Genomic DNA, 25,850 nt, shown 5'->3' with positions numbered 1-25,850 from the left:
CAATCCATTCGCCTTCACGGGTCGCGCGCGCCTGATTTTTCACGGTGTCTGCACGACTGAGGGCCAGAGACAACAAGGACGTAATACCATGAAACCGTTAACCCTCAGCGACAATCCGCTGCCGGCGCAGATATGGAACAGCGCCCGGCAACTCGACAACATCCCTGTCATCAATACCCACAGTCTGGTGCCACCCGGTGCCCGAGCCGTCGTCGTCGCCCCGCATCCGGGTGATGAGGTGGTGACCTGTGGCGGGCTCCTGCAATTGCTCGCCAGCCTCGGCCATCCGTTGCAACTGCTGTCTATCACTGACGGCAGCGCCAGCCATCCCGGCTCGCGGCAATGGTCGGAAAAACGCCTGAGCGTGTTCCGGCCCCAGGAAAGTGTCGAAGCGCTGCGCCGTCTCGGCTTGCCGATGCACAGCCTGAAATGGGTGCGTGGCGGGTTCACCGACAACGCGCTGCTCGATCGAGAGGCCGACCTCACCGAGTTCATCGCCCGTTATCTGCGCCCCGGCGACGTGGTGTTCAGCACCTGGCGCGAGGATCGTAATGACGATCACGAGGCGGTTGGCCGGGCGAGTGCCAAAGCGGCAGCGCAAGTCGGCGCGACCTTCCATGACGTGCCGGTCTGGGCCTGGCACTGGCCGGAACGCGACCAGAACCTGATCCCCTGGGAACGCGCACGCAAACTGCGCCTCGACACCTGGACTGTGGCGCGCAAAAGCCACGCCACCCACGCCTACGCCAGCCAGCTCAAAGGCGAACCGGCGATCGGCATCGCACCGATGCTGCCGCCGGTGATCCTGGAACGGATGCGCCTGCCGTACGAAATTGTATTCATCTGAACCCCCTTCTCCCCTGTAGGAGTGAGCCTGCTCGCGATAGCGGTGTGTCAGTCAACGCAGTTATGGTTGATCGACCGCCATCGCGAGCAGGCTCACTCCTACAGAGGATTTGCCGTTCGTCTGATACCCGCCCTCACCTGTCAGATATGACAGTAGGCAACGGCTTTTACCTGAGGTGAGATGAGCTACGTCCGATTGGACAGACGCCCATCACGCGAGGTGCAGCCATGAATATCCCGTCAATATCAAACAATATTCTTGAGCTTTATCCCGTACTCATTCCAGGCTGGATAACCCCGATCAAGCCCGCCGATCGTGCCGACGGCGGTATTCCCAAATCAATTTACGACGGTAACCCATTGGGCCTGCAGGTGGTGATTGATCCATGGACTGAACGGCGGTTCTTCCAAGACCCCAAGGCGGAATTCGATTCGGTCGCCCTGTATCTGAACGACGACGAACCACCGGTGGCAAGCCACACCGTGCAACCCGGAGACGAGCATAAGCGCATCCCCCTCTATGTGCCGCATAACCTCCTGAAACATGGCACCAATCGCCTGTATTACGTCGTAACTCGCCTCGGTGGCCACCCGCAACCCTCACGCGATCTGGACGTGCTCTACCATCTGCAAGGACCGATCGACCTGGTTCTGGAGATTCCAGGCGACGTGGTCACCGACGGCATCAGCGCGGAACGGGCGGCTCAAGGCGTTAAATTCACCTTCAAATACACCGGGCCCGAGCTTTATGACCTTGTGCGCCTGCAGATTGGCAATCATGCTTTCGATCTGGAGGTCACCCACCCGGGTGCCGAATTGAGCATGACGCTGTATACCGCCGACTTTGAAAAAACGGGCGACGGCAAGCTCACCGTCTATTTCAGGGTGACCGACCAGTTAGGCAACTTTGAGATCTCCGACAGCACGACATTGGACATTCACCTGGCTGTCGAGTTGACCGCACCCACGATCACCTCAGTGCAAGACGAAAGCAAATGGGAGATCCCCGACAACGGTCATACCGTGCACACCAGAATCACACTCACCGGCTCCGCCCCTCCCGGCCAGAAGGTAGAAGTTTTCCTCGGTGCGATATCCAAAGGCATCGCGGAGGCTGGCTCCGACAGGATCTGGACACGAACCGTAAGCGGATTAGCGCTGAACGTGCTGCACACCCTCAAGGCCGTTGGCCAATACGCGAATAATCCGACGTCGAACCTCTGGCGTTTGACCGTGTTGAATGGCGTGGCGCCGACTATCACTGCAGCGCATGATTCCAACGGGCAGCCAATCAGTAATGGTGGAAGTACTCCTGACCCCCGTATCCGCCTGACGGGGACGGCGAACACCTTTCTTGAGGTGGAGATTTACGACGGTGCCATCTCCACTGGCAAAAAGGCCAGGGCCGATGACAAAGGTGTATGGACGGTACTGCTGACCTGGCTGACACCTACGAGGCATGAGTTCAAGGCCAAGGCGTTGTATGGCAGCGGTACAGAATCGGGAGTGTGGGCGGTGACTGTGACCGATCTCGTTGACCTCGTCGAAGATTTTCAGTCATATCCACGAGCCACGCACCTCAAAATACCGGGAGATTCCGTGTCGGGGACGAACACTAAAGTAACGCTTAATGAATCCTTCGGAGGGGTCGAGAACTATCAGCATATGGTTGCAGTGGTCAGCGAGCTGAATGGCTACTCGTATACAAGTACTGCTCCAAACATACTTGCTTACTCCTTAGAACTGAAGCAGGGGAATGCCAGAAGTGCGCTCATCAGAGCAGAGTTGTACGACGGCTATGGTTCACCTTTTTACGTCATGCTTGAATTCCGACAGAACAATGATGTGGTGGACTCAATATTGCTTCACGAGGGACCCGGTGGTATTTCAATTGATGAGGAATTTACCCCGCGTAACGGCCAGGCGTTCGATACACTCAAGTTCGAGATCAAGGGGAAAAGTTCAAACCATGCAGCTGTTGCGTTTCGAATAGCGAAAATCACTTTTAAAAGCTGAAAAACTCTTCTAAGCAGGGATAAAGAGACGGATTTATTTAATGGCAATCGCGAACAGGCTCACGCCTACAAGTGATCCTTGCCCGGCACACAACCTGTGACCCGCGCAGATCCACTGTAGGCCTTCGCCTGCTCGCGATGAGGCCATTACTGCTGTCGGCTATTCCTTCGGCACAAGATTATCCAGCGCCTGATTCACCGCCAACTCGCCCAGCATCACCACCTGCGCAATGCCCAGCGCCGTATTGCGACCCGGCCCTTCCAGCGTGCCGGCGAAATCACCGAGCATGACCGTGGCCGAGGCCAGGGATTCGCAGGCGTTGGCCAGCAGCGAATCGGTGTCGGTTTGCGGGTTGACCATGAACATGCTGCTGGGGGTGTAGGGCGTGGCCATGATGTGCGCGGGCGCGAGGTAGTGGTCGAGGGCGCGTTCGGCGGCTTCGTGGAGTTTTCTGGAGTTGAGGGATTCGTAGGGTGATAGCGGGTCTGTGATTGGCGGATTGGGTGAGGTTTCGGACATTAGCTGGGACTCCGATCAAGGCACTTTGAATGGATTACTCACTGTAGGAGCTGCCGCAGGCTGCGATCTTTTGATCTTGATCTTGAAAAACAAGATCAAAAGATCGCAGCCTGCGGCAGCTCCTACACGGGGACCGAGCAGTTAGTTCGGGGCGCGGCGGCCGTCCAGTACCCGGTTGACCATCAGTTCACTGAGCATGATCACCTGATGCAGCATCAGCATGGCCCGGCGCTGTGAGTGGTCGACGGTGTCGCCGATATCGCGGGCCATGTCGCTGGCGGCGGCTAATGATTCGCAGGCTTCGACGAGCAAGGTTTCTTCGTCCACGGTGGGGTCGATGAGGAAGATTCTGTTCGACTTGCATGACGAGGCTGTAGGGATCGAGATCTTCAGTGCGCCAGGGTTGAGGTAGAAGTTGATGGCGCGGTCGGTTGCCGCTTTTATCTTCTGCGGGTCAAGGGCTGGGTCGTACGGGATCGAGGTGTCTGGGGGGTTGGGTGTGGCTTTGAACATGGATGAAACTCCGTATCGAGTAATAGGAGCCATCACCCTCGCTACCAAACGATGGGTGGCGGCCATGCGCAGGTTGGTAGACCGGTCGATACGGAACCCGGCGCTCACGAATGAGCCCCACGCATGTCCACCATAAAACTGAGCCCCGAAAAGAGGCTACATAAGGTGACGCCATACGACCGTACCGAAATGGGCTACCAAACCCGATCACTGTTTTCCAGCGACAGGGAAACGATAAGCCCAACGCATAGCCGTGTAAGCCGGCGGATTCTGGCGTACGCGTAGGTAACGGCGCAAGGCGTTGTAGCCGTTATGGCGTAACGGTTCGTGTATTTTAAACGTGGTTGCGGGGTTATGTTTATTTGCGGGGTTTGCTCTGTTGTTTTCATTTTGTCTGATAGGCCGCTTTCGCGAGCAAGTCGAATCGTCGCACCGCCGCTCCCACAGTTGGAATGCTTGCATTCAGTTGGGGATTGGTCGGCGGGTAGGCCGTCATCGCTGGCAAGCCAGCTCCCACAATTTGACCGAGTGCATTCAGTCAGAGATTGGTCGATCGGGAGGCCGCCTTGGCGAGCAAGCTCGCTCCCACAGGTTTCCTGGCGGCTCTGCTGATTTGTATTACGGCCTGAGGCATCTGGAAGGAACTGCCCGCGCACAGACCAGTCGCATGAACAGGAAGCCGTTTTTTCAGAGGAGTGAACGTGTCCAGCGATCCCAAGCGTCACGCCGTCGACGCACCCGTCATCCATCGCCTGCGCGTGCTGACGGTCAACACTCACAAGGGTTTTACCGCCCTCAACCGGCGCTTCATCCTGCCGGAACTGCGCGAAGCGGTGCGCAGCACCTCGGCTGATCTGGTATTTCTGCAGGAGGTGGTGGGCGAACACGAGCGACATTCCAATCGCTACCAGGAATGGCCGCAAACCTCGCAATACGAATTTCTTGCCGACAGCATGTGGAGCGATTTCGCCTACGGGCGCAACGCGGTGTACCCCGATGGCCACCATGGCAATGCGCTGCTGTCGAAATACCCGATCCGCGAATACCGCAACCTCGACGTGTCGATCACCGGCCCCGAGCGCAGAGGCCTGCTGCACTGTGTGCTGGACGTACCGGGCCACGCCGAAGTCCACGCGATCTGCGTGCACCTGAGTCTGCTCGAAAGCCACCGCCAATTGCAGTTGCAGCTGCTCTGCCAGTTGCTCGAATCATTGCCCGATGATGCACCGGTGATCATTGCCGGCGACTTCAATGACTGGCAACTGCAGGGCAATGCCGCCCTCGCCCGCCGCGATTATCTGCACGAAGCCTTCGAACGCCACCACGGCCGTCCGGCCAAGACCTACCCCGCGCGTTTTCCGTTGCTGCGCCTAGACCGTATCTACCTGCGCAATGCCAGCAGCCACGACCCGCAGATCCTCGGCAACAAGCCGTGGACGCACCTGTCGGACCACTTGCCGCTGGCGGTTGAGGTGCATCTTTAAGCGCAGTTCGGATATGACCGTTGGTCAGTCGTGCTTGATCGGGCAGCAAATTCTTCTACACCTAGGAAAGCTCAAGGAGTAGCGCATTCAATTCGTTAGGGCAGGGATCTCACGTGGAGCCTCAGTTATACAGGGAGGCCGGATCTAGGCTCGCTCAAGGATGAATTTCCCGAATTCAGCCGAAGGGAATTGCCATGACGCGCTACTCCAGATACCTGCGGGCCCTGCCGCAGTCATTGTTCCTGCCTGCCTCACTACTGCTCGCCAGTTCACCCGCCTCCGCCGCCTGTTCACTGATCCCGGGCCCCGGCAACGACGCGTTCACCTGTGACAGTGGCACCAGTGGTGCACTGACCGATCTTGCGGGCAACAACAGCCTGACCTTCCCCGCCAACGGCAGCGGCCAGATCAATGGCAGCGTGACCTTCGGCGCCGGCGCTGACCGGGTGAACATGCAATCGGGCGTGATTACCGGCGCGGTCAGCCAAGGCGCCGGCATCGACGATTTCGTCATGAGCGCAGGCTCGATCGGCTCACTGGCGCAGGGCGATGGCCGCGATACCTTCCTGATGACCGGCGGCACCATCGTCGGCGCCTTTGAAGACGGCGATGTCGCGCGCATGACCGGCGGCACCATCGGCCGGGTCGACATGAAGCTCGACAACAATATTTTCGACCTGTCCGGCGGGCAGATCCTCGGCAACCTGGTCACTGGTTTCGGCACCGATACCATCATCATTTCCGGCGGGCGCATCGGCGGTAACATCAGTGTCAGCGGCGGCAACGACAGCATTACCGTGACCGGCGGCGAAATCGTCGGCGAGATCCGCGCCAGTGTCGGCAACGACACGCTGCTGTGGGACGGCGGCGGCATCATCCGTTCGGCGATCCTGATGGGCGACGGCAACGACAGCGCAACGCTGCGCAACCTCGATGACAGCGTATTGGCACTGACCCCCAACGTGGATGGCGGCGCGGGCAACGACGTCCTGACCTTCGACAACACCCGCACCGCGCTGCCAGCGCGATTCAGCAATTGGGAAACGGTGAACCTCAACAACGCCTCGCAACTGGACCTGGGGTCGAGCAGCCTGGTGCTTGGCGATGCCGTCAGCGGCAGCGGCGTGCTCAATGTCGATGCCAGCAGCAGCGTGTTCTCGACCCAAGGCGCGGTGTCACCCGCCGTGGCCGGACAGGCCGTGACCGTCAACAACGCCGGGGTCATCGACCTGACTCGCAACAACAGTCGTACCGATGACACCCTGACCATCAACGGCAACTACGTCGGCAACGGCGGCCAGTTATTGCTGCAAAGCGAGCTCGGTGCCGATGGCGCGCCCAGCGACAAACTGGTGGTCAACAACGGCAGCCTCAGCGGTGCCACGGTCATCAGTGTGACCAACATCGGCGGGATCGGTGGACTGACCCAGGAAAACGGCATTCAGGTGGTGCAGGCCCAAGGCTCCACTGTCAGTACCAACAATGCCTTCAGCTTCAGCGGTCCGGTGTCGGTCGGCGCTTACGATTACTACCTGTTCAAGGGCGGCGTCACCGCCGGCAGCGAAAACAGCTGGTACCTGCGCTCCGCCGTCGTCGCACCGCAGGTAGTCAGCGTGCCCAATCCCGATCCGGGTCTGCCGCCGATTCTGGTACCGGTGGTGGCGACTCCGGTTGTCGCGCAGATCACTCCTGTAGCACCCGCCCCCGGCGAACCCGCGCCACCCATCGCCAGCCCTGAGCTGCCCGTACTCCCCGTGCTGCCCGCCGCCGTGGCGGGCGCTGCGCCGATCCCGATCTATCGTCCGGAAGTGCCCAACTGGTCAGTGCTGCCGCCTGCCGCCGCGCAATTGACTCTCAGCGCACTCGGCACGTTTCACGATCGTCAGGGCGATCAACGCCTGCTCAGCGAAACCGGTGCCTTCGGGGCCGGTTGGGGCCGGGTCTACGGCAAGAACATCGACCAGAGCTGGGCCGGCACCGTCACCCCACGCCTGAACGGTTCACTCAATGGCTTTCAAGTCGGTAATGACCTGTACAGCACGCAGACGTCGGGCGGGCAAACGCAACGCATCGGCCTGTTCGTTGGCCACAGCCGGATTCAGGGCGATGTTGACGGTTTCAACGAAGGCTTCGAGAACAACAGCGCGGGCCAGATCAAACTCGAGGGTGACAGTTATGGCCTGTACTGGACGCTGACCGATCCCTACGGCTGGTACCTCGATACCGTGGTGATGGGCACGCGTTTCGACGGCGACAACCGTTCCGACCGTGGGCTGAAACTGGACAACCGTGGCCATGCCCTGACGCTCTCGGCGGAGGCCGGTTACCCGTTCGCGCTCAACGACACCTGGGTGGTCGAACCGCAAGTGCAGGTGATCCACCAGAAGATCTCCCTCGACAGCCAGGACGACGGCATCTCGCGGGTGTCATTCGATTCCGACGCTGCCTGGACCGGTCGCCTCGGCGCCCGGCTCAAGGGCCGTTATCAGGTCAACGGCTTGCCGCTGGAGCCGTACCTGCGGGCCAACCTCTGGCACACCTTTTCCGGCACCGATTCGGTGACCTTCGATGGCACCGATACCATCGACAGCCAGCAGAAATCCTCCACCGCAGACGTTGGCCTCGGCGTCGTACTGACGCTTGATCGTGCAGTGAGTGTTTACGCCAGCACCGATTACAGCCGCAATATTGACAGCAATGACCTGCGTGGGCTGGCGGGAAATCTTGGGGTTCGCATCAGTTGGTGAATCGATATCAGGCTGCTTGAACCCTCTACAGCCCGATCTCCGCACTGTTTTGCCCTGCAAACAACGATTTGGATATGTGCAGAAAAACAAACGCTTGCAGCACCTGATTTAGCTGTACCGCTCATCGTGCAGTTTCTTGACGCATGGGCATCGCTCTTCTTATCTCTAACTTACTACCCCCGGAATCACTATCCGGGGCGACCCTTACGGCACTCGCGAAATCGAGCGCCGCGGTTCGCCCCGCTCCATTCGGTCGCCCCTCGTTCGGGGTAGGAGAGACGCCAGAAAAGAGATCCCGCATGCGCTTGCAAGGTAGACCTCCATGAAAAGCTCATTCACCCCACAAGAGATCAAAGTGACGTTTTGCACAGTGTCGAGTTCGATTCTGCTGTGCTCATCCATGGAGGCGCAGGCCGGACCTGCGGCGGATGAAACCACCCCCTGGTATCGCCAGGACATGCCCGTTCTGACCCTGCCGGCGACCGTTGTCACCCCCGAGCCACAACGCCTGAGCCCGCGTCCCGATTTGCAAGGCGCCGACCTGATCACCGAGGATCTGGCGCCGGCAGCCTGGGACCGGTTGTACGGGCAAAGCGCCCGGCAAGCGCAAACCGACGTGCTTTCGCCAGGTTTTGCCACGCCCGGCAACGGCGACTTCAAAGGCCCGCCAGTAATGACCATACAAAGCCCCGGCGGACACACCCAGACCATCGGCCTGATCGGCGGGCAAAAGCAGATCATGGCCAACAGTGACGGCCTGATCAACAGCCGCGCCCTCGCCGACCCGAACGCCGATACACTGAACCTGCAAGGCCAGAGCCTCGGCGCGTATTACAGCCTGACTGGCGCACAGGGCTGGCATGTCGACCTGTCGGCCAGTGGCGGTCGGGTCAGTGGTTTCAGTCGCAATGAACAGGGCGCGCGCCAGGCCACCGAAGGCAGCGCGATGACCTTCTCGGTCGAGGGCGGTTACCCCATCGGGCTAAGTGAAAACTGGGTGGTCGAACCCCTGGCGCAATTGATCAACCAGCGCATTACTCTCGACACGCCATACGCGGATTCCGGCAATGCCTCATCAACGGATCTGTCGGCGTGGAGCGGCCGCGTCGGCGCCCGCCTCAAAGGTAGTTACGATGTGAACGGTCTGCCCGTGGAGCCCTATGTGCGCACCAACCTCTGGCACACGGTGTATACCGGCAACACGGTGACCCTCGATCAGGTCGACAAGATCAGCAGCAGCCGCAAGTCATCGACAGTCGAATTAGGGCTGGGATTGGTGGCGCGGGTGACGCCGGCGGTCAGCCTGTATGTCAGCGCCGATTACAGCAGCGACGTGGATGACAATGATCTGAACGGGTTGATTGGCAGCCTGGGGGTGCGGATGCGTTGGTGATTTCGGATCATCCCAGGATCATCCCAGGATCATTGTGAGAGCGAGCTTGCTCGCGAAAGCGGCTGACCATTCAACATCATCGTTGACTGACATATCGCCTTCGCGAGCAAGCTCACTCCCACAGGGTTATCGGTACCTGGATCAACCCTCCGGCTTGAGGATCAACACCGCCAGCGGCGGCAGATTCAGCTCCAGCGACAGCGACTGCCCATGGCTCGGCACCTCTTCGGTAAACGCCCCGCCGCCATTGCCATAGTTGGACCCGGCGTAAGTGTCGGCATCACTGTTGAGCAACTCCGCCCAGCGCCCGGCAAACGGCACGCCGACCCGATACGCCTGACGCGGCACCGGGGTGAAGTTGGCGACCACCAGCACCGGCTTGCCGTCCTTGCTCCAGCGCAGCCACGCGTACACGCTGTTGATCGCGTCATCGCCGATCAACCACTGGAAGCCCTGCGGCGCATCGTCCTGATCGTGCAGAGCCGGTTCCTCGCGGTACAGGCGGTTAAGGTCGCCGACCAGTTTCTGTACGCCTTTGTGTTCCGAGTATTGCAGCAGGTACCAGTCCAGTTGCTGATCATGATTCCACTCGCGCCACTGGCCGAATTCGCAGCCCATGAACAACAGCTTCTTGCCCGGATGGGTCCACATGAAACTCAGATAGGCGCGCAGGTTGGCGAATTTCTGCCAGCGGTCGCCGGGCATCTTGTCGATCAGCGAGTGCTTGCCGTGCACCACTTCGTCGTGGGAGATCGGCAGGATGAAGCGTTCCGACCAGGCGTACACCAGACCGAAACTCAATTCGTTGTGATGATGCGCGCGGTACACCGGATCCTGCTGAATGTAGTGCAGCGAATCGTGCATCCAGCCCATGTTCCATTTGTAGGCGAAACCGAGACCACCCTGCTGGGTGCTCTGGCTGACGCCCGGCCATGCGGTGGATTCTTCGGCGATCACCAACGCCCCCGGGGCCTCCAGCTCGACCACGTCATTCAAGTGCCGGAGAAAATCGATCGCCTCCAGATTCTCGCGGCCGCCATGGCGGTTCGGCACCCATTCGCCAGCCTTGCGCGAATAGTCGCGATAAAGCATCGAGGCCACCGCATCAACGCGCAGGCCGTCGATATGGAAATGCTTCAACCAGTGCAGCGCCGACGCCAGCATGTAGCCGTGCACTTCGGTGCGGCCAAGGTTGTAGATCAGCGTGTCCCAGTCCTGGTGAAAGCCTTCCAGCGGGTTGCCGTACTCGTACAGCGCGGTGCCATCGAACTGCGCCAGACCGTGAGTATCGGTGGGGAAATGCGCTGGCACCCAGTCGAGGATCACGCCGATATCGGCGCGGTGACAGGCGTCGACGAACTCACCGAATTGCTCCGGCGTGCCGTATCGGGCGCTCGGGGCGAATTGCGAGAGCAACTGATAACCCCACGAACCACCAAACGGGTGCTCCATGATCGGCATCAGTTCGATGTGGGTGAAGCCCAGTTCCTTGACGTAAGGAATCAGCCGCTCGGCCAGCTCCGGCCAGGTGTACTGGCGGGCGACTTCGCCCAGATCGTCCAGTTCGCACTGCCACGAGCCGGCATGCAATTCGTAAATCGACAGCGGCGCTGAATGCTTCTGCCGCTCGCGACGGCCGCTCATCCAGTCCTGATCCTGCCAGTCGATCTGCAGCGGCGCGGCGACTTTCGATGCGGTGTCCGGCGGCAGGCTGGTGGCCAGGGCCATCGGGTCGGCCTTGAGCGGCAGAATGCCGTGGGCGCCGAGGATCTCGTACTTGTACAACTCGCCCGCCTGCAGGCGCGGAATGAACAACTCCCAGACCCCGGATGGATGGCGCAGGCGCATCGGATGCCGGCGACCGTCCCAGACGTTGAAATCGCCGACCACCGACACTCGCCGGGCATTCGGTGCCCACACGGCAAAACGCACACCGTCGACGCCATCTACCGTGGTCAGTTGCGCGCCGAGACAGCTGCTCAGATCACGATGATTACCTTCGGCGAACAGATACAAATCCATTTCGCCGAGCAACTGACCGAAGCTGTAGGGATCTTCCGCCACCTGCTCGCCACCGGCCCAACGCGTGCGCAGCAGGTACGGCCGCGCCTGATCGAAGTGACCGACAAACAATCCCGGTGTTTCGGTGGCTTGCAGTTCGCCGCGCTCTTCGCCGCTGTCCTTGTCCAGCACTTCGACTTTCAACGCACCCGGCAGGTAAGCGCGAATGAACTGCCCGCCGGCACCATCGCCATGCGGGCCGAGAATGGAAAAAGGGTCGCGATGTTCGGCGCGCACCAGGGCGTCGATGTCCTGCGTCGCCGGTAATAACGCTTCTTTAGCGTGACCCTGTTCCTTGTTCGAGAAACTCATGACTACTCTCCACCAAGATCGGAAAAGGGTTTAAGCCCCGTCAATAACCCATACAAACCGTGCAACGGCACGGGCAGCCACGTGGGGCGATTTTCGGCTTCATAGGCCACTTCATAGGCCGCCTTCTCCAGGCCGAACAGCGCAAGCGCAGCGTCGGCACCCGCAGGATCCTGCCAGGCATGATCAAGACTAGCTGCCGCTTGGCGATACGCCTGAACAAATGCCTCGCGCGCCTCACGCAGGTAGCGCTCGGCAACCCGATGCCGCGCCGCTTCCGACTCTGGACTGTGATCGACGTTGTGCACGTTGATCGTCATCGCCGCCGCGTAATCGAAGGAACGCAGCACGCCGCTGACGTCCTTGTACGGACTGTGTTTGCCGCGCCGTTCAGGCAGCGGCCGCGCCGGTTCACCCTCGAAGTCGATCAGATAGGCATCGCCCTTGATCACCAGCACCTGACCCAAATGCAGGTCGCCGTGGACGCGGATCCGCAAGCCGCCAACGGCTTTCTGCGCAAGTTCCTGCACATGGCCGAGGATGACTTTTTTGTTGTCGAGCAGCCGCGCGACCATTTTCTGATCCGCCGCGCTCAGATGGCTCTGATGCTGCTTGAGCAGCTTCAAGGCATGCTCGACCTGCGCCGCAACGTCCTTGCCAGTGGCTTGGGCGTCCTTGGCGCTGGTGGTTTGCGGGGCGAAGTCGGGATTGTCGCTCGGCGCCGCCAGCACTTTGTGCATCTCGCCCAGACGCTGGCCGAGCATGCCGGCAAAGTCCTTCAGTTCGCCGAGCGCGTTGTAATGCTGTTCCTGCTCGGACATCGCGTCCGCCAGCTCGTCACGCAACGCCCGTTCGAGGTTGTTCTGCGTCCATTCCCAGGCATCGCCCTGATTGCTCAGATAGCCTTGGGCGATCATCAGCAGATTGTCTTCGCCCGCGCCATCGCGGCGGATCACCGAGCCGAGCAGCGGCGAGATGTTGGCGAAACCGGCCTCGGTCAGGTACGCGCTCATTTCCAGTTCCGGGTGAACACCCGAGGCGACCTTGCGGATCAGCTTCAGCACCAGACTGTTGCCGATCACCACCGAACTGTTCGACTGCTCGGCGGACAGATAGCGCACCTCGGATTCCGCGCCGAGGCCGAGTTTTTCCAGCTGCGCGGTCGGCGCGAAACGAATCTCGCCCTGTTCGGAGTTGAGCACGGTGTTGCTCTGCATGCCTTGCAGTACCGCGTGGACAAACGATTCGAGGCTGAAGGCATCCGTGATCAGACCGACCTGCCGCCCGCGACGAACCCGAGACAACGCCAGTTGCTGCGGTAACGCCGGGCCGACCTGATCTTCGGCGATGAGGCCGAACGGCAGTTGATAGCGGCTGGTCTGCCCGGCGCTGGTGACTTCGATCTCGCTGAGCAGCACCGGATGCTGCGCATCGCCGAAGCGCACGCCGTAGGCCAGATTGACCTGTTCGATGGCTGCGTCCTTGCCGGCGAACCAGCGGCGGTTCTGCAGCCAGCTCGGCAGGATGCTCTGCTCCAGCGTATTGCGGGTCGGTACTTCGAGCAGTTCTTCCATGCGTTTTTTCAGCACCAGGGTGGTGAAGTCCGGCAGGCTCTGCGCCGGTTCCACGTGCCAGCTCGGCATCTGGTTTTCTGCAGCCAGGGCGAACCAGTAGAAACCGTACGGCGCCAGGGTCAGCAGGAAATTCAACTGGCCGATCGGCGGGAACGCGTTACCGCCAAGCATCTCCACCGGGACCATGCCGACGTAGGCCGACAGATCGAGTTCCGCCGCCTGCGCGCTGCGCGACACGTTGGCCACGCAGAGAATGATTTCGTGCTTGCCGTCGGCGTCGGTGAATTCCCGGGTGTACGCCAGAATCCGCCGGTTGCTCGGCGAGAGCATCTTCAGCGTGCCACGCCCGAACGCCTTGGACTGCTTGCGCACGGCGAGCATGCGTCGCGTCCAGTTAAGCAGCGAATGCGGATCGCCAGCCTGGGTCTCGACGTTGACCGAGAGATAACCGTATTGCGGGTCCATGATCGGCGGCAACACCAGACTGGCCGGATCGGCGCGGGAGAAGCCGCCGTTGCGGTCGATCGACCATTGCATCGGCGTGCGCACGCCGTCGCGGTCGCCGAGGTAGATGTTGTCGCCCATGCCGATTTCGTCGCCGTAATACAACGTCGGCGTGCCGGGCATCGACAGCAGCAGGCTGTTGAGCAGCTCGACGCGGCGGCGGTCACGCTCCATCAACGGCGCCAGACGCCGGCGAATGCCGAGGTTGATCCGCGCGCGGCGGTCAGCGGCGTAGTAGTTCCACAGGTAGTCGCGCTCCTTGTCGGTGACCATTTCCAGCGTCAACTCATCGTGGTTGCGCAGGAAGATTGCCCATTGGCAATTGGCAGGAATTTCCGGGGTCTGGCGCAAAATGTCGGTGATCGGGAAGCGATCTTCCTGGGCCAGCGCCATGTACATGCGCGGCATCAGCGGGAAGTGGAAGGCCATGTGGCATTCGTCGCCGTTGACGCCCTCGGCATCGGTGTCACCGAAGTACAGCTGGGTGTCTTCCGGCCATTGGTTGGCCTCGGCCAGCAGCATACGGTCGGGGTAATTCGCATCGATCTCGGCACGGATCTGCTTGAGGACGTCGTGGGTCTCCGGCAGGTTTTCGTTGTTGGTGCCGTCGCGCTCGATCAGGTACGGAATCGCGTCGAGGCGTAGTCCATCGATGCCCATGTCCAGCCAGTAACGCATCACCGACAGCACGGCTTTCATCACTTGCGGATTGTCGAAATTCAGGTCGGGCTGGTGCGAGTAGAAACGGTGCCAGAAGTACTGACCGGCAACCGGGTCCCAGGTCCAGTTGGACTTCTCGGTGTCGAGGAAGATGATCCGCGTGCCGTCGTATTTCTGGTCGTCATCCGACCACACGTAGAAGTCGCGCGCCGCCGAACCGGGCTTGGCCTTGCGCGCACGCTGGAACCACGGGTGCTGGTCGGAAGTGTGGTTAATGACCAGCTCGGTGATCACCCGCAAGCCGCGTTTGTGCGCCTCGGCGATGAAGCGCTTGGCGTCGGCCATGGTCCCGTAGTCGCTGTGTACGCCACGGTATTCGGCAATGTCATAGCCGTCATCGCGGCGTGGCGACGGGTAGAACGGCAGCAGCCAGATGGTGTTGACGCCGAGTTCGGCGATGTAATCGAGTTTGGCGATCAGGCCGGGAAAGTCGCCGATCCCGTCATTGTTGGAGTCGAAAAACGATTTGACGTGTACTTGATAGATCACCGCATCCTTGTACCAGAGCGGGTCTTTGATAAAGGTGGCTGCCTTGGGTTTCTTCGCCATGTGAAACTCCTGTTCAATTCTGGAAAGCCACACGGCTAATACCTGTGGCGAGGGAGCTTGCTCCCGCTGGGTTGCGAAGCAGCCCCATTGCATTTGTTCTGATGCACCGCGTTCACTTGGGTTACGACTGCTGCGCAGCCGAGCGGGAGCAAGCTCCCTCGCCACAAGGTTCTGTGCACGACCTTATGCGGCAGTAATCCGCCAGATCCCGAACGGCTGGTACGCCGGGTCAATGCGCATGAACTGGTACTTGCCATGCCAGTCCCAGCGATGCCCGTTCATCAAGTCCTCACCGTGGGTGGTCGCGTCGTCCGGCAGGCCCATCTCCCACAGCGGCAGCTCGAAATTGGCTTCCTGCACGTTGTGCGGATCCAGGCTCACCGCCACCAGAATGAAATTGCTGCCATCGAAACTGCGCTTGCCGAAGTACAGAATGTTGTCGTTCCAGGCGTTGTAGACCTTCAGCCCCAGGTGCGTGTGCAGCGCCGGGTTCTGCCGGCGGATGCGGTTGAGCTGGGCGATTTCGGCAATGATGTTGCCCGGCGCATTGAAGTCGCGAACGCGGATCTCGTACTTCTCCGAATCAAGGTATTCCTCCTTGCCCGGCACCGGCGCTGCTTCGCACAGTTCATAACCGGAATACATGCCCCACAGGCCCGAGCCCATGGTCGCCAACGCCGCACGGATCAAAAACCCCGGCCGCCCCGATTCATGCAGGAACGCCGGGTTGATGTCCGGCGTGTTGACGAAGAAGTTGGGCCGGTAGCATTCACGCCACGGCGATTCGTTGAGTTCGGTGAAATAGGTCGCCAGCTCCGACTTGGTGTTGCGCCAGGTGAAATAGGTGTAGCTCTGGGAATAACCGACCTTGCCCAGACGCGCCATCATCGCCGGCGTGGTGAACGCCTCGGCGAGGAAAATCACTTCCGGGTGCAGCGCGCGCACATCGGCGATCAGCCACTGCCAGAACGGCAGCGGCTTGGTGTGCGGATTGTCGACGCGGAAGATCTTCACGCCTTCATTGACCCAACCAACGACGATATCGCGCAGCTCGACCCACAGGCTGGGAATCGCGTCCGGCGCATAGAAATCGACGTTGACGATGTCCTGGTATTTCTTCGGCGGGTTTTCCGCGTATTTGATCGTGCCGTCCGGGCGCCAGTTGAACCAGCCCGGATGCTGTTTGAGCCACGGGTGATCCTGGGAACACTGAATGGCGAAATCGAGGGCGATTTCCAGCCCATGCTCAGCGGCGGCGGCGACCAGCCGGCGGAAGTCTTCGCGAGTACCGAGCTGCGAGTGAATCGCCTCGTGGCCGCCCTCCTCGCTGCCGATCGCATAAGGGCTGCCCGGATCATCCGGGCCGGCCGTCAGGGAATTATTGCGGCCCTTGCGGTGGGCGCGGCCGATCGGATGGATCGGCGTGAAGTACAGCACGTCAAAACCCATGTCCTGAATCATCGGCAGACGCGAGTGCACGTCGTTGAAAGTGCCGTGTCGGTTGGGATCGTCAGTGATCGAGCGCGGAAACAGTTCGTACCAACTGGCAAACTCGGCCAGTTCCCGTTCGACATCCACCGGGAATTCGGCGCTCAGGCTCAGATAGGCACGGTGATCGGCCTGGGCCATCAATTGCGCACTGCGCGAGTGCAGAAACAGCGCCACCTGCTCGGTTTCGAGCAACCCGGACAGCTCATGATGCAGCGCTGCGAGTTGCTCGCTGAGCTGACCGTCGCTACGCTCGGCGGCCTGCTGCACCATGCTGCGGCCTTCCTGCAGTTCCAGTGAAACCGGGACGGCGGCGTTGTGCTTTTTCTCCAGTTCGTACTGGAAACTGGCGAAGTGATCGATCCACGCTTCGACACAAAAGACAAAACGCCCCTGATGCTCGGGCCGAAAGCGGCCCTCCCAACTGTTGTTGCCGAGGTCATTCATGACTTCGCTTTGCCAGGTCTCGGTGCCCTCTTCGTGCCAGCGCACGCGCACCGCTAGCTTGTCGTGGCCATCGGCGAAGACCTTGCTGGTGACCACGACGTCACGCCCGGCAATCGACTTGACGGCAAACTGCCCGCCATCGAGGGTCGGCATGGTGTTTTCGATCACGATGCGCGGCAGCAGCAGCGCCTGCGACAGCGGCATGTGCGGGTTGTAGCTCTGCTCTGAAGGTTTTTCAGCAGACATCGAGCATCTCTCCTTTACGCCCCAAGGACGCTCTTGTGCCGGATCCGTGTTCACAATGAGGCACCGGCCACGACTTGAACTGACTTAGGTTCCGAGCGACCGGCGCGGGGAAAAGTTCACAGGGATTTGCCTGAACAAATAAGCGGATCGAAATCGCCAGCAGGTGGTCAATCCACTTAAGCACTTCTCACGCCATGTGCCACACGGAGGTCTACAGATGAACATCCCGATCCCGGCCGAAACCCCTGATCCGAACATCGACAAACCCACCCTGCCCGAGACCGAGCCGCAACCGGTTCCCGAGCAGGAACCCCCAGGCACCACGCCACCGCCGAAGGAAGAACCACCCACCACGATGCCGCCCGTCATCGTCTGACACGCCCCCCCTGTAGGAGCTGCCGCAGGGGGGTTACAGGGTGATTGCGGGTTGTTACAGGTGTTGGTTTTTCTCGCCGTCTTTCTCGAACACCCTGACCACCCGTGGCATCACGCTGAAAATCCCCAACGCCAGCAAAGTGCTGAGCAGCGCAGTCGCTTCCCTGCCCAACCCGGCCGCCACGCCGATCGCTGCTGTCATCCACAACCCTGCCGCCGTCGTCAGCCCTTTCACGTGCCCTTCGTCACCTTCCTGATTCTTCAGAATCGTCCCGGCACCGAGAAAACCGATCCCGGCGATCACCCCTTGCAGCACCCGGCTCATCGCGTCCGATTCAGCCCCGGAGGTCTGCGGCACCAGCACGAACAGCGCCGCGCCGAGCGCCACCAGCATGTGCGTTCGCACCCCGGCGGCCTTGCCTTTGTGTTCGCGCTCAAAGCCCAGAATTCCGCCCAGCACCGCCGCCATCACCAAACGAACGGTGATGCGTGTCAGTTGTGAGGCATCGCCGATGTCAGCGAACTCCGCTTGCAGGGTTTCCCACACTTCATGCCACCAGGCATTCATCGTTTGATCCTTGTTATTGGTTGGATAAGGGATGGACAGCAGCGACCATTAATCAGTTGCGCAGAACGATCGGCCAATGCGGCGCCCTAACCTTGCAGATCCCCCTGAAAAAGGACTGCCCCCCATGCCCGTTCGCATCGATGAATCCAATCCTGAGCAGAAAATGTGTTTTTTCACGGTCGAGAATGGCGAGGAAATTCGCATTTGCGACACCCTGGAAGTCAAAACGGATAGCGAAAAAGCCATGTCGTTCGTGGAAATTGAAAGCCGGCGGGTTTACATCACCGAAGCCGAGGCCGACGCATTGACCGTCGCTGGCGCCAGGGATGGTCGCAAGCACCTGAAGGCTGACGAGAGTGATTCGGTGATTTGACTGACCCGGATCAACACCCGGCGCAAACGCCTGCGTTAGGCATTTGCGCCTGCGCCTGCGGGCTGCTTCAAGTTGTCGCAGGGCCGGCGCAAAAAGCCATCTGATCCGCTTTTTATTCAAATAGCTGAGTCTGTTATGCAAACAGATCGGCGCTCATAGTTCATCCGCCTGATGGAGGCTGATGAGCGAATGACCATGAGCGAACAAATCCCCGTCCGAACCGTAGAAGCAGCGCCAACCATAAAAAATGTGCCTGGTCGCCCGATGAAGGCGAAGGCCGGCTCCACCGACAAGCAGATCCACACCCGCAGTTTCACTGGCCTGTTCCGAACCCTGCGCATGAGCGGCGCGGGGTTTCTGTTTTTGCTGTTCTTCGGCACCGTGTGGCTGAACTGGGGCGGGCGTCAGGCGGTGCTGTGGGACTTGGCCGAAAGCAAATTCCACATCTTCGGCGCGACCTTCTGGCCGCAGGATTTCATCCTGCTTTCGGCGCTGCTGATCATTGCCGCGTTCGGCCTGTTCGCCATCACCGTGTTCGCTGGCCGGGTCTGGTGTGGTTACACCTGCCCACAGAGTTCGTGGACGTGGATCTTCATGTGGTGCGAGAAAGTCACCGAAGGTGAACGCAACCAGCGGATCAAACTGCAAGCGGCACCCTGGGGCCTGAACAAACTGGCCCGGCGCGCAGCCAAACACACCTTGTGGCTGGCGATCAGCGTGCTGACCGGGCTGACCTTCGTCGGTTACTTCACGCCGATCCGTCCGCTCGCAGAAGAGCTGTTCACCCTGCAGATCGGCGGGGTCAGTCTGTTCTGGGTGTTGTTCTTCACCGCCGCCACTTACATCAACGCAGGTTGGCTGCGCGAAGCGGTGTGCATGCACATGTGCCCGTATGCGCGGTTCCAGAGCGTGATGTTCGACAAGGACACCCTGGCGATCTCCTACGACGTCGCCCGCGGGGAAAACCGTGGCCCGCGCAAGCGCGACGTGAAACCCGCCGAAGCCGGCCTCGGCGATTGCATCGATTGCCAGTTGTGCGTGCAGGTGTGCCCGACCGGCATCGACATCCGCGACGGCTTGCAGATGGAATGCATCGGCTGCGCGGCCTGCATCGACGCCTGCGATTCGATCATGGACAAAATGAACTACCCGCGCGGCCTGATCCGTTACAGTTCCGAACGCGAATTGCAGGGCGGCAAGACCCATCTGCTGCGGCCACGGCTGATCGGTTATGTCGCGGTGCTGCTGGTGATGATCGGCGCACTGGCGCTGGCCTTGGTCGAGCGGCCAATGGTCTCGCTGGACGTGACCAAGGATCGCGGGCTGTTCCGTGAAAACGGTCAGGGCCAGATCGAGAACATCTACACCCTTAAAGTCATCAACAAAACCCAACAGCGCCAGGACTACACCCTGAGCCTGGTGGAGGGCGATGGCTTCCAGTTGCAGGGCAAGACCGAACTGAGTCTGGCGCCGGGAGAGATTGTCGATGTGCCAGTGTCGGTGGCGATGACCACGGAACGTCCGGCCAGCAGCTCGCAGACCTTGAGCTTCAAAATCGCCGACAGCGACGAGCCGCAGATTTACAGCGTGGCGAAAAGCAGGTTTGTGGCGCCGATGAATCGCTGAGCCGTTAGAATCCTCCCCCTCACCCCAGCCCTCTCCCCCCAGGGGGCGAGGGGGAAAGGGAGCAGATCTCAGTGGCTTTCAAACCCGAGTTCGACTCCGGGCTTTCAAGTCGGCGTAACTCGAACATACAACCCGATCAGTCCCCTCTCCCTCCGGGAGAGGGCTAGGGTGAGGGGCTTTCCCTGACACCCTACACATCCAACCAGCACCAAGGCCCCCGATGAAACGCTACGAAAAATTCGCCGACGACATCGCTGAACTGATCCGCTCCGGCGTGCTCGGCCCCGGGCAGCGGGTGCCGTCGGTGCGCTACGCCAGCCAGACTTACGGGGTCAGCCCGTCCACGGTGTTCCAGGCCTATTACCTGCTGGAACGTCGCGGTCTGATCCGTGCGCGGCCGCGCTCCGGCTACTTCGTCAACACCCACGCACCGAGCCCGTTCTCGGAGCCGGTGATCAGCAGCCACGTCAACGACTCCACCGAAGTCGACGTCAGCGAACTGGTGTTCTCGGTGCTGGAATCGATCAAGGACCCGAGCACCGTGCCGTTCGGCTCGGCGTTCCCCAGCCCGACTCTGTTCCCGCTGCAACGGCTGTCGCGTTCGCTGGCCAGTGCGGCGCGGGAGATGGACCCGCGCATGGTGGTCACCGACATGTCGCCGGGCAACCCGCAACTGCGTCGGCAGATCGCCCTGCGCTACATGGTCGGCGGGCTGATGCTGCCGATGGAAGAACTGCTGATCACCAATGGCGCCCTCGAAGCGCTGAACCTGTGCCTGCAAGCGGTCACCGAGCCGGGGGATCTGGTGGCCATCGAAGCCCCGGCGTTTTATGCCAGCCTGCAAGTTCTGGAGCGCCTTAAACTCAAAGCCGTGGAAATCCCCGTGCACCCGCGCGACGGCATTGACCTCGGCGTACTCGCGCAGACCCTGGAACGCCATCCGATCAAGGCCTGCTGGTGCATGACCAGTTTCCAGAACCCGATGGGCGCGACCATGCCCGAGGCGAAGAAACAGGAACTGGTGGAACTGCTGCGCCGGCATCAGGTGCCGCTGATCGAGGACGATGTCTACGCCGAACTCTATTACGGCCAGCAAGCGCCGAAACCGGCCAAGGCGTTCGACACCGAAGGGCTGGTGATGCACTGCGGTTCGTTCGCCAAAAGCCTGGCCCCCGGCTATCGCATCGGCTGGGTTGCCGCCGGGCGCTACGCGCAGAAAATCGAACGGCTGAAACTGATGACCTCGCTGTGTGCCTCGATGCCGGCACAAGCGGCCATCGCCGACTACCTGCAGCACGGCGGCTACGACCGCCACCTGCGCAAATTGCGCTACGCCCTGGAAGAACAGCAAAGCGCGATGCTCGCAGCAATTGCCCGCTACTTCCCGGCGCAGACCCGCGTCAGCCAGCCGGCCGGCGGCTACTTCCTGTGGCTGGAACTGCCACCGCAGATGGATTCGCTGAAGTTGTTTCAGATGGCGTTGGCGCAAGGCATCAGCATCGCGCCGGGGCCGATCTTCTCGCCGACCCAGCGCTTCAGGAATTGCATCCGCTTGAATTACGGCAGCCCGTGGACTGAGAGTTCGGAGAAGGCGATGGAGACGTTGGGGCGGATTGTGCGGTCGTTCTAGCTCAAAATCAGACCGACGGCAGGTAAAACAGGAAAAACCTAGTATTTCTGACAGTAGATAAAACGCTCAGGTCAAAATAGGCTAAAGATGAAGTTAAGTTAAGTTAACTGGCTATTACCAATGCCCCGTACAGAACAATTAACTCAATCTTATCCAAAGCAATTTATGCCAAGGAGTTTCCAATGAGCACAAAGAGCTACATTGACGATTACACGAACTTTCACTATACCTGGCTTAGTACCAGCGGCGACAATAGCAGAGTGATTGACGACAAAAGAGAAATCGCCTTAGGGGTTAAGTTAACACGAACAGGTGATGGACAAAATTCCTCTCTCGATCTAAGGAAAAAATTTCCTGTCCATTTCGAACAGAAAGATATAAAGATCACATTCAGAATGTCTGTTCCAGAAGGTATCGAAATACAGACATTTAGGCTGAAAACCTTTGGAGGCAAGGATTACATTGATATTTCCGCTCCTGCTGCGGATGGGAAATGGCATTCAGTGAAGGCAAAGTTGTCAATCACCGAGAGCAATAGGAATGAACTTTGGATCTCGATGTTTACAGCCCCTACTGATCAGGTACTCGTCGGATTTAATGACATCCATGTAGTTCAGCATTAAAAATTTCAGTTCAGAGTGAGCACGGCACATAACTTTGATCTTCCGTGCCTCACTCCACCCGCCTCAACAACCGGACTTTTCCTCCACCTCCATCTTGCTTTTCCAGGCTCTAACGCCCGCCCCCCAGATCAACAAACGTCCCCGTCGCATAAGAAGCCTTGTCCGACAGCAACCAGACAATCGCCTCCGCTACTTCATCCGGCCGCCCGCCCCGGGCCATCGGAATCGCCGACTCCAGTTTGCTGACTCGATCCGGATCACCGCTCAATGCGTGGAAATCGGTGTAGATATAACCCGGACGCACCGCGTTGACGCGAATCCCCTCGCCCGCCACTTCCTTGGACAGGCCGATGGTGAAGGTGTCGAGCGCGCCTTTGGACGCGGCGTAGTCGACGTACTCGTTGGGCGACCCCAGACGAGCGGCGACCGAGGAGACGTTGACGATGCTGCCGCCCTGCCCGCCGTGTTTGGGCGACATGCGCAGAATCGCGTGCTTGGCGCAGAGGATCGGCGCCAGGACGTTGGTTTTCATGATTTTGAGAATGCGGAATTCGGACATTTCATCGACCCGCGACTTGTGCCCGACGGTGCCGGCGTTGTTGACCAGCGCAGTGACCCGTCCCAGTTCGGTATCGACCCGCTGAAACAGCGCGATCACCTCGTCTTCGATGCTGACATCGGCGCGTACCGCAATGGCTTGCGCCCCCAGCGCCCGCACTTGCTCCAGCACGCTTTGCGCGGCCTGTTCATCCGACTGATAGTTGATGCAAATCCGATAGCCCTGCCCGGCAGCCAACAACGCCGTAGCGGCGCCAATTCCGCGCCCGCCACCGGTGATAACCATGACTTTATCCATGCTGGCCCTTCCCCCCAATGCACACGTAACAGTCGGGTGGAAGAATAACCGCCATTGGGCGGTTTTGCATGGGGTCTGTCAAAGACAAAACCCTGCATGACACTGAGGTTTTTTTTGTGGCGAGGAAGCTTGCTCCCGCTCGGCTGCGAAGCAGTCGTGAATCCGGCCAACACGGTACAAACCGAGTAAAGACAGGGCCGCTTCGCGCCCCAGCGGGAGCAAGCTCCCTCGCCACAGATTGCAGTCAGACAGCCGCCTGAGTCTCTCCACGGGCAATGTTCTGCATGAAACGATCCGCCGGCAGCGGATGCCCCAACAGATAGCCCTGCAACGAATCACAGCCCAATTGAGTCAGGAAATCCTGCTGCACGCCGGTCTCCACGCCTTCGGCAACAATGCGCAAGCCCAGGGCCTGCCCCAGTGCCACAATGGCCGAAACGATGGCCGCGTCATCGCTGTCGTGCTCCAGATCGCGGACAAAACCGCGATCGATCTTCAGCTCGTTGGCCGGCAGGCGCTTGAGGTACATCAGGCTCGAATACCCGGTGCCGAAGTCGTCGATCGACAGGTCCACGCCCATGTCCGACAACTCCTGCAACACCGTCATGCTCGCATCGGCGTCGCTCATGGCGGTGGTTTCGGTGATCTCCAGGGTCAGGCTGTTGGCCGGCAGATGATGGGTCGCCAGTGCCTTGGCCACGCTCTGCACCAGCCCCGCGTGGCAGAACTGCAGGGCCGAGAGGTTCACCGCGATACGCCAATCGGTGTAACCGAGCACGTACCATTCGCGCATCTGCCGGCAGGCTTCGTTGAGTACCCAGTCGCCGATGGCGATGATCAGGCCGGTCTTCTCCGCCAGATCGATGAACTTGTCCGGCAGCAGCATGCCCTGGGTCGGATGCTGCCAGCGCAGCAGGGCTTCGGCACCGACCGGACGGCCACTGGCGGCGTCGAATTTGGGTTGGAAGTACAAGCTGAACTGACTGTGCTCCAGCGCGGCGCGCAAATCTTGTAACAACTGCAACTGCTTGCGCGCGTTGCTGTTTATCGAGGCATCGAAGAAGCTGTAACCGTTTTTGCCGCCGCCCTTGGCGTGATACATCGCCGCGTCGGCGTTCATCAGCAGTTCCTGCGCGTTTTGGCCATTGCCCGGGTACACGGCGATGCCGACGCTGGCGGAAATCTGCAAGTCGTGCTCGGCCACGCGGAACGCCTGACCGAGCAACCCGACCTGACGCGCGGCCAGGCCCAGCGCATCGTCGGGTTCGCTCAGGCGTACCAGCAGCACGAATTCGTCGCCGCCGATCCGCGCCAATGTGTCCTGGCTGCGCAGGTCTTCACGCAGACGCCCCCCGACTTCACGCAGTAACTGGTCGCCCATGTGATGGCCAAAGGCATCGTTGACCGGTTTGAAACCATCCAGATCGATGAACATCAACGCAAAACAGCCGCCCTGTTCCTCGACTTTTTTCATCGCCTGATTGATCCGGTCATCAAGCAGCATGCGGTTCGGCAGACCGGTCAGGGTGTCGTGCAACGCCAGTTGCGTCAATTCGCGGTTGGCCAGGGTCAGCGAATGCGCCAGATCGGCAGTGCGCGCTTCAAGGCGAGCATCGAGAATCGAAGTGAGCAAGGCGATCGACAGCACCGCCAGCGTGGTGATCAACACCAGATTGTCGAGGCCGTTGCCCTTGAGGCCGTCGAGCGTTGCGCCGCAGAAACTGCCGTCAGGAAATTGCGCGGCGGCCATGCCGGTGTAGTGCATGCCGACAATCGCGATGCCCATGATCACCGCCGCACCGCCGCGAATCAGGCGCACATAAGGCGAGTGCTGGCGCAGGCGGAAGGCGATCCATAACGCCGCCGCCGAGGCCCCGACCGCGATCAGCAATGAGGCGCCGAACAGGGTCGGGTCATAATCGATGCCAGGCGTCATACGCAGCGCGGCCATGCCGGTGTAATGCATTGCACTGATGCCGGCGCCCATGATCAAAGCACCAAAGGCCAATTGCAGAATCGGCAGTTTCGGCTGGCTGACCAGCCACAGGGCAAACCCACAGGACAGCACTGCGATCAACAGCGACAGCGCGGTAATGCCGATGTCGTAGCCCAGGTCGATCGGCAGCTTGAAGGCCAGCATGCCGATGAAGTGCATCGACCAGACGCCGACCCCCATCGCCAGTGCACCGCCCGCCGTCCAGAAATGCACCGCTCGCCCACGGGCGCTGGCGATGCGCCCGGTCAGGTCGAGCGCGGTGTAGGACGCGAGGATCGCCACACACAAAGAAATGAAAACCAGGGTGAAGGAATAATTACCGATGAGCATGAAGATTCTCGCGACCACCCGCGCCGTACTGCGTCCATTCTCGGTCGGGCAAATGCG

The 25,850-nt window shown here is 60.3% G+C and carries 18 protein-coding genes; 10 read left to right on the top strand and 8 right to left on the bottom strand.

All coding sequences use genetic code 11. The features are described 5' to 3' along the window. Nucleotides 1-88: 88 nt before the first annotated feature. Nucleotides 89-847, top strand: coding sequence for a PIG-L family deacetylase (locus ACIP8I_RS07295; RefSeq protein WP_367084632.1), 759 nt, complete (start codon nt 89-91; stop codon nt 845-847). Between the two features lie 227 nt (nt 848-1,074). Then, nucleotides 1,075-2,862, top strand: coding sequence for a hypothetical protein (locus tag ACIP8I_RS07290; RefSeq protein ID WP_400759855.1), 1,788 nt, complete (start codon nt 1,075-1,077; stop codon nt 2,860-2,862). Nucleotides 2,863-3,021: 159 nt separating this feature from the next. On the opposite strand, the gene ACIP8I_RS07285 is transcribed toward ACIP8I_RS07290, so the two are convergent. Together ACIP8I_RS07285 and ACIP8I_RS07280 are read right to left on the bottom strand one after the other, a co-directional pair. Then, nucleotides 3,022-3,381 (bottom strand): DUF6124 family protein, encoded by a 360-nt coding sequence (locus ACIP8I_RS07285; protein WP_400759853.1) that lies wholly within the window; start codon nt 3,379-3,381, stop codon nt 3,022-3,024. A 141-nt stretch (nt 3,382-3,522) separates the two neighbouring features. Then, a complete protein-coding gene (locus ACIP8I_RS07280) occupies nt 3,523-3,894 on the bottom strand; it encodes a DUF6124 family protein (protein ID WP_400759850.1) in 372 nt (123 codons plus the stop codon). Between the two features lie 701 nt (nt 3,895-4,595). Here ACIP8I_RS07280 and ACIP8I_RS07275 point away from each other — a divergent pair. The 3 genes from ACIP8I_RS07275 to ACIP8I_RS07265 all read left to right on the top strand — a co-directional run bounded on the left by ACIP8I_RS07275 (nt 4,596) and on the right by ACIP8I_RS07265 (nt 9,518). Then, nucleotides 4,596-5,378 (top strand): endonuclease/exonuclease/phosphatase family protein, encoded by a 783-nt coding sequence (locus tag ACIP8I_RS07275; RefSeq protein ID WP_027613718.1) that lies wholly within the window; start codon nt 4,596-4,598, stop codon nt 5,376-5,378. Between the two features lie 194 nt (nt 5,379-5,572). Then, entirely contained in the window at nt 5,573-8,125 is a 2,553-nt protein-coding gene (locus ACIP8I_RS07270) for an autotransporter outer membrane beta-barrel domain-containing protein (RefSeq protein ID WP_400759848.1), read from the top strand. A 322-nt stretch (nt 8,126-8,447) separates the two neighbouring features. Continuing rightward, nucleotides 8,448-9,518, top strand: coding sequence for an autotransporter domain-containing protein (locus ACIP8I_RS07265; RefSeq protein WP_400759846.1), 1,071 nt, complete (start codon nt 8,448-8,450; stop codon nt 9,516-9,518). A gap of 141 nt (nt 9,519-9,659) precedes the next feature. Here ACIP8I_RS07265 and glgB read toward each other — a convergent pair whose 3' ends face one another. From glgB to ACIP8I_RS07250, 3 genes are all read right to left on the bottom strand, one after another. Next, nucleotides 9,660-11,891 carry a 1,4-alpha-glucan branching protein GlgB gene (gene glgB, locus ACIP8I_RS07260; RefSeq protein WP_400759844.1) on the bottom strand — a complete coding sequence of 744 codons (2,232 nt, stop codon included), beginning with the start codon at nt 11,889-11,891 and terminating at the stop codon, nt 9,660-9,662. Between the two features lie 2 nt (nt 11,892-11,893). Further along, nucleotides 11,894-15,235 (bottom strand): maltose alpha-D-glucosyltransferase, encoded by a 3,342-nt coding sequence (gene treS / locus ACIP8I_RS07255; RefSeq protein WP_400759842.1) that lies wholly within the window; start codon nt 15,233-15,235, stop codon nt 11,894-11,896. Between the two features lie 183 nt (nt 15,236-15,418). After that, entirely contained in the window at nt 15,419-17,416 is a 1,998-nt protein-coding gene (locus ACIP8I_RS07250; RefSeq protein ID WP_400759840.1) for an alpha-1,4-glucan--maltose-1-phosphate maltosyltransferase, read from the bottom strand. Nucleotides 17,417-17,633: 217 nt separating this feature from the next. On the opposite strand from ACIP8I_RS07250, the gene ACIP8I_RS07245 reads away from it, so the two are divergent. Beyond that, on the top strand, nt 17,634-17,792 hold the full coding sequence (locus ACIP8I_RS07245; protein ID WP_007966757.1) for a hypothetical protein: 159 nt from the start codon (nt 17,634-17,636) through the stop codon (nt 17,790-17,792). A 54-nt stretch (nt 17,793-17,846) separates the two neighbouring features. Here the strand turns inward: ACIP8I_RS07245 and ACIP8I_RS07240 are convergent, their stop codons facing one another. Continuing rightward, on the bottom strand, nt 17,847-18,359 hold the full coding sequence (locus ACIP8I_RS07240) for an MgtC/SapB family protein (protein WP_400759839.1): 513 nt from the start codon (nt 18,357-18,359) through the stop codon (nt 17,847-17,849). A 124-nt stretch (nt 18,360-18,483) separates the two neighbouring features. On the opposite strand from ACIP8I_RS07240, the gene ACIP8I_RS07235 reads away from it, so the two are divergent. The 4 genes from ACIP8I_RS07235 to ACIP8I_RS07220 all read left to right on the top strand — a co-directional run bounded on the left by ACIP8I_RS07235 (nt 18,484) and on the right by ACIP8I_RS07220 (nt 22,611). Continuing rightward, on the top strand, nt 18,484-18,732 hold the full coding sequence (locus tag ACIP8I_RS07235) for a DUF3203 family protein (protein ID WP_400759838.1): 249 nt from the start codon (nt 18,484-18,486) through the stop codon (nt 18,730-18,732). Between the two features lie 195 nt (nt 18,733-18,927). Then, a complete protein-coding gene (gene ccoG / locus ACIP8I_RS07230; RefSeq protein WP_400759835.1) occupies nt 18,928-20,358 on the top strand; it encodes a cytochrome c oxidase accessory protein CcoG in 1,431 nt (476 codons plus the stop codon). Nucleotides 20,359-20,578: 220 nt separating this feature from the next. Beyond that, complete coding sequence (gene mapR, locus ACIP8I_RS07225; protein ID WP_329697883.1) at nt 20,579-21,988, top strand: GntR family transcriptional regulator MpaR; 1,410 nt, start codon at nt 20,579-20,581, stop codon at nt 21,986-21,988. 182 nt (nt 21,989-22,170) lie between these two features. Beyond that, the gene (locus ACIP8I_RS07220; RefSeq protein ID WP_400759833.1) at nt 22,171-22,611 is read left to right on the top strand and encodes a hypothetical protein; all 441 of its coding nucleotides are present in this window, start codon (nt 22,171-22,173) and stop codon (nt 22,609-22,611) included. 109 nt (nt 22,612-22,720) lie between these two features. On the opposite strand, the gene ACIP8I_RS07215 is transcribed toward ACIP8I_RS07220, so the two are convergent. After that, entirely contained in the window at nt 22,721-23,467 is a 747-nt protein-coding gene (locus ACIP8I_RS07215) for an SDR family oxidoreductase (protein ID WP_007968514.1), read from the bottom strand. 244 nt (nt 23,468-23,711) lie between these two features. After that, nucleotides 23,712-25,793: a putative bifunctional diguanylate cyclase/phosphodiesterase gene (locus tag ACIP8I_RS07210; protein ID WP_400759831.1), complete on the bottom strand. Its 2,082-nt coding sequence runs from the start codon at nt 25,791-25,793 to the stop codon at nt 23,712-23,714. Nucleotides 25,794-25,850 lie beyond the last annotated feature (57 nt).

Origin of the sequence: Pseudomonas sp. NPDC088414 (assembly GCF_044753325.1) — a bacterium.
Classification (GTDB): Bacteria; Pseudomonadota; Gammaproteobacteria; order Pseudomonadales; family Pseudomonadaceae; genus Aquipseudomonas.
This window is presented reverse-complemented; position numbering and strand designations above follow the sequence as displayed.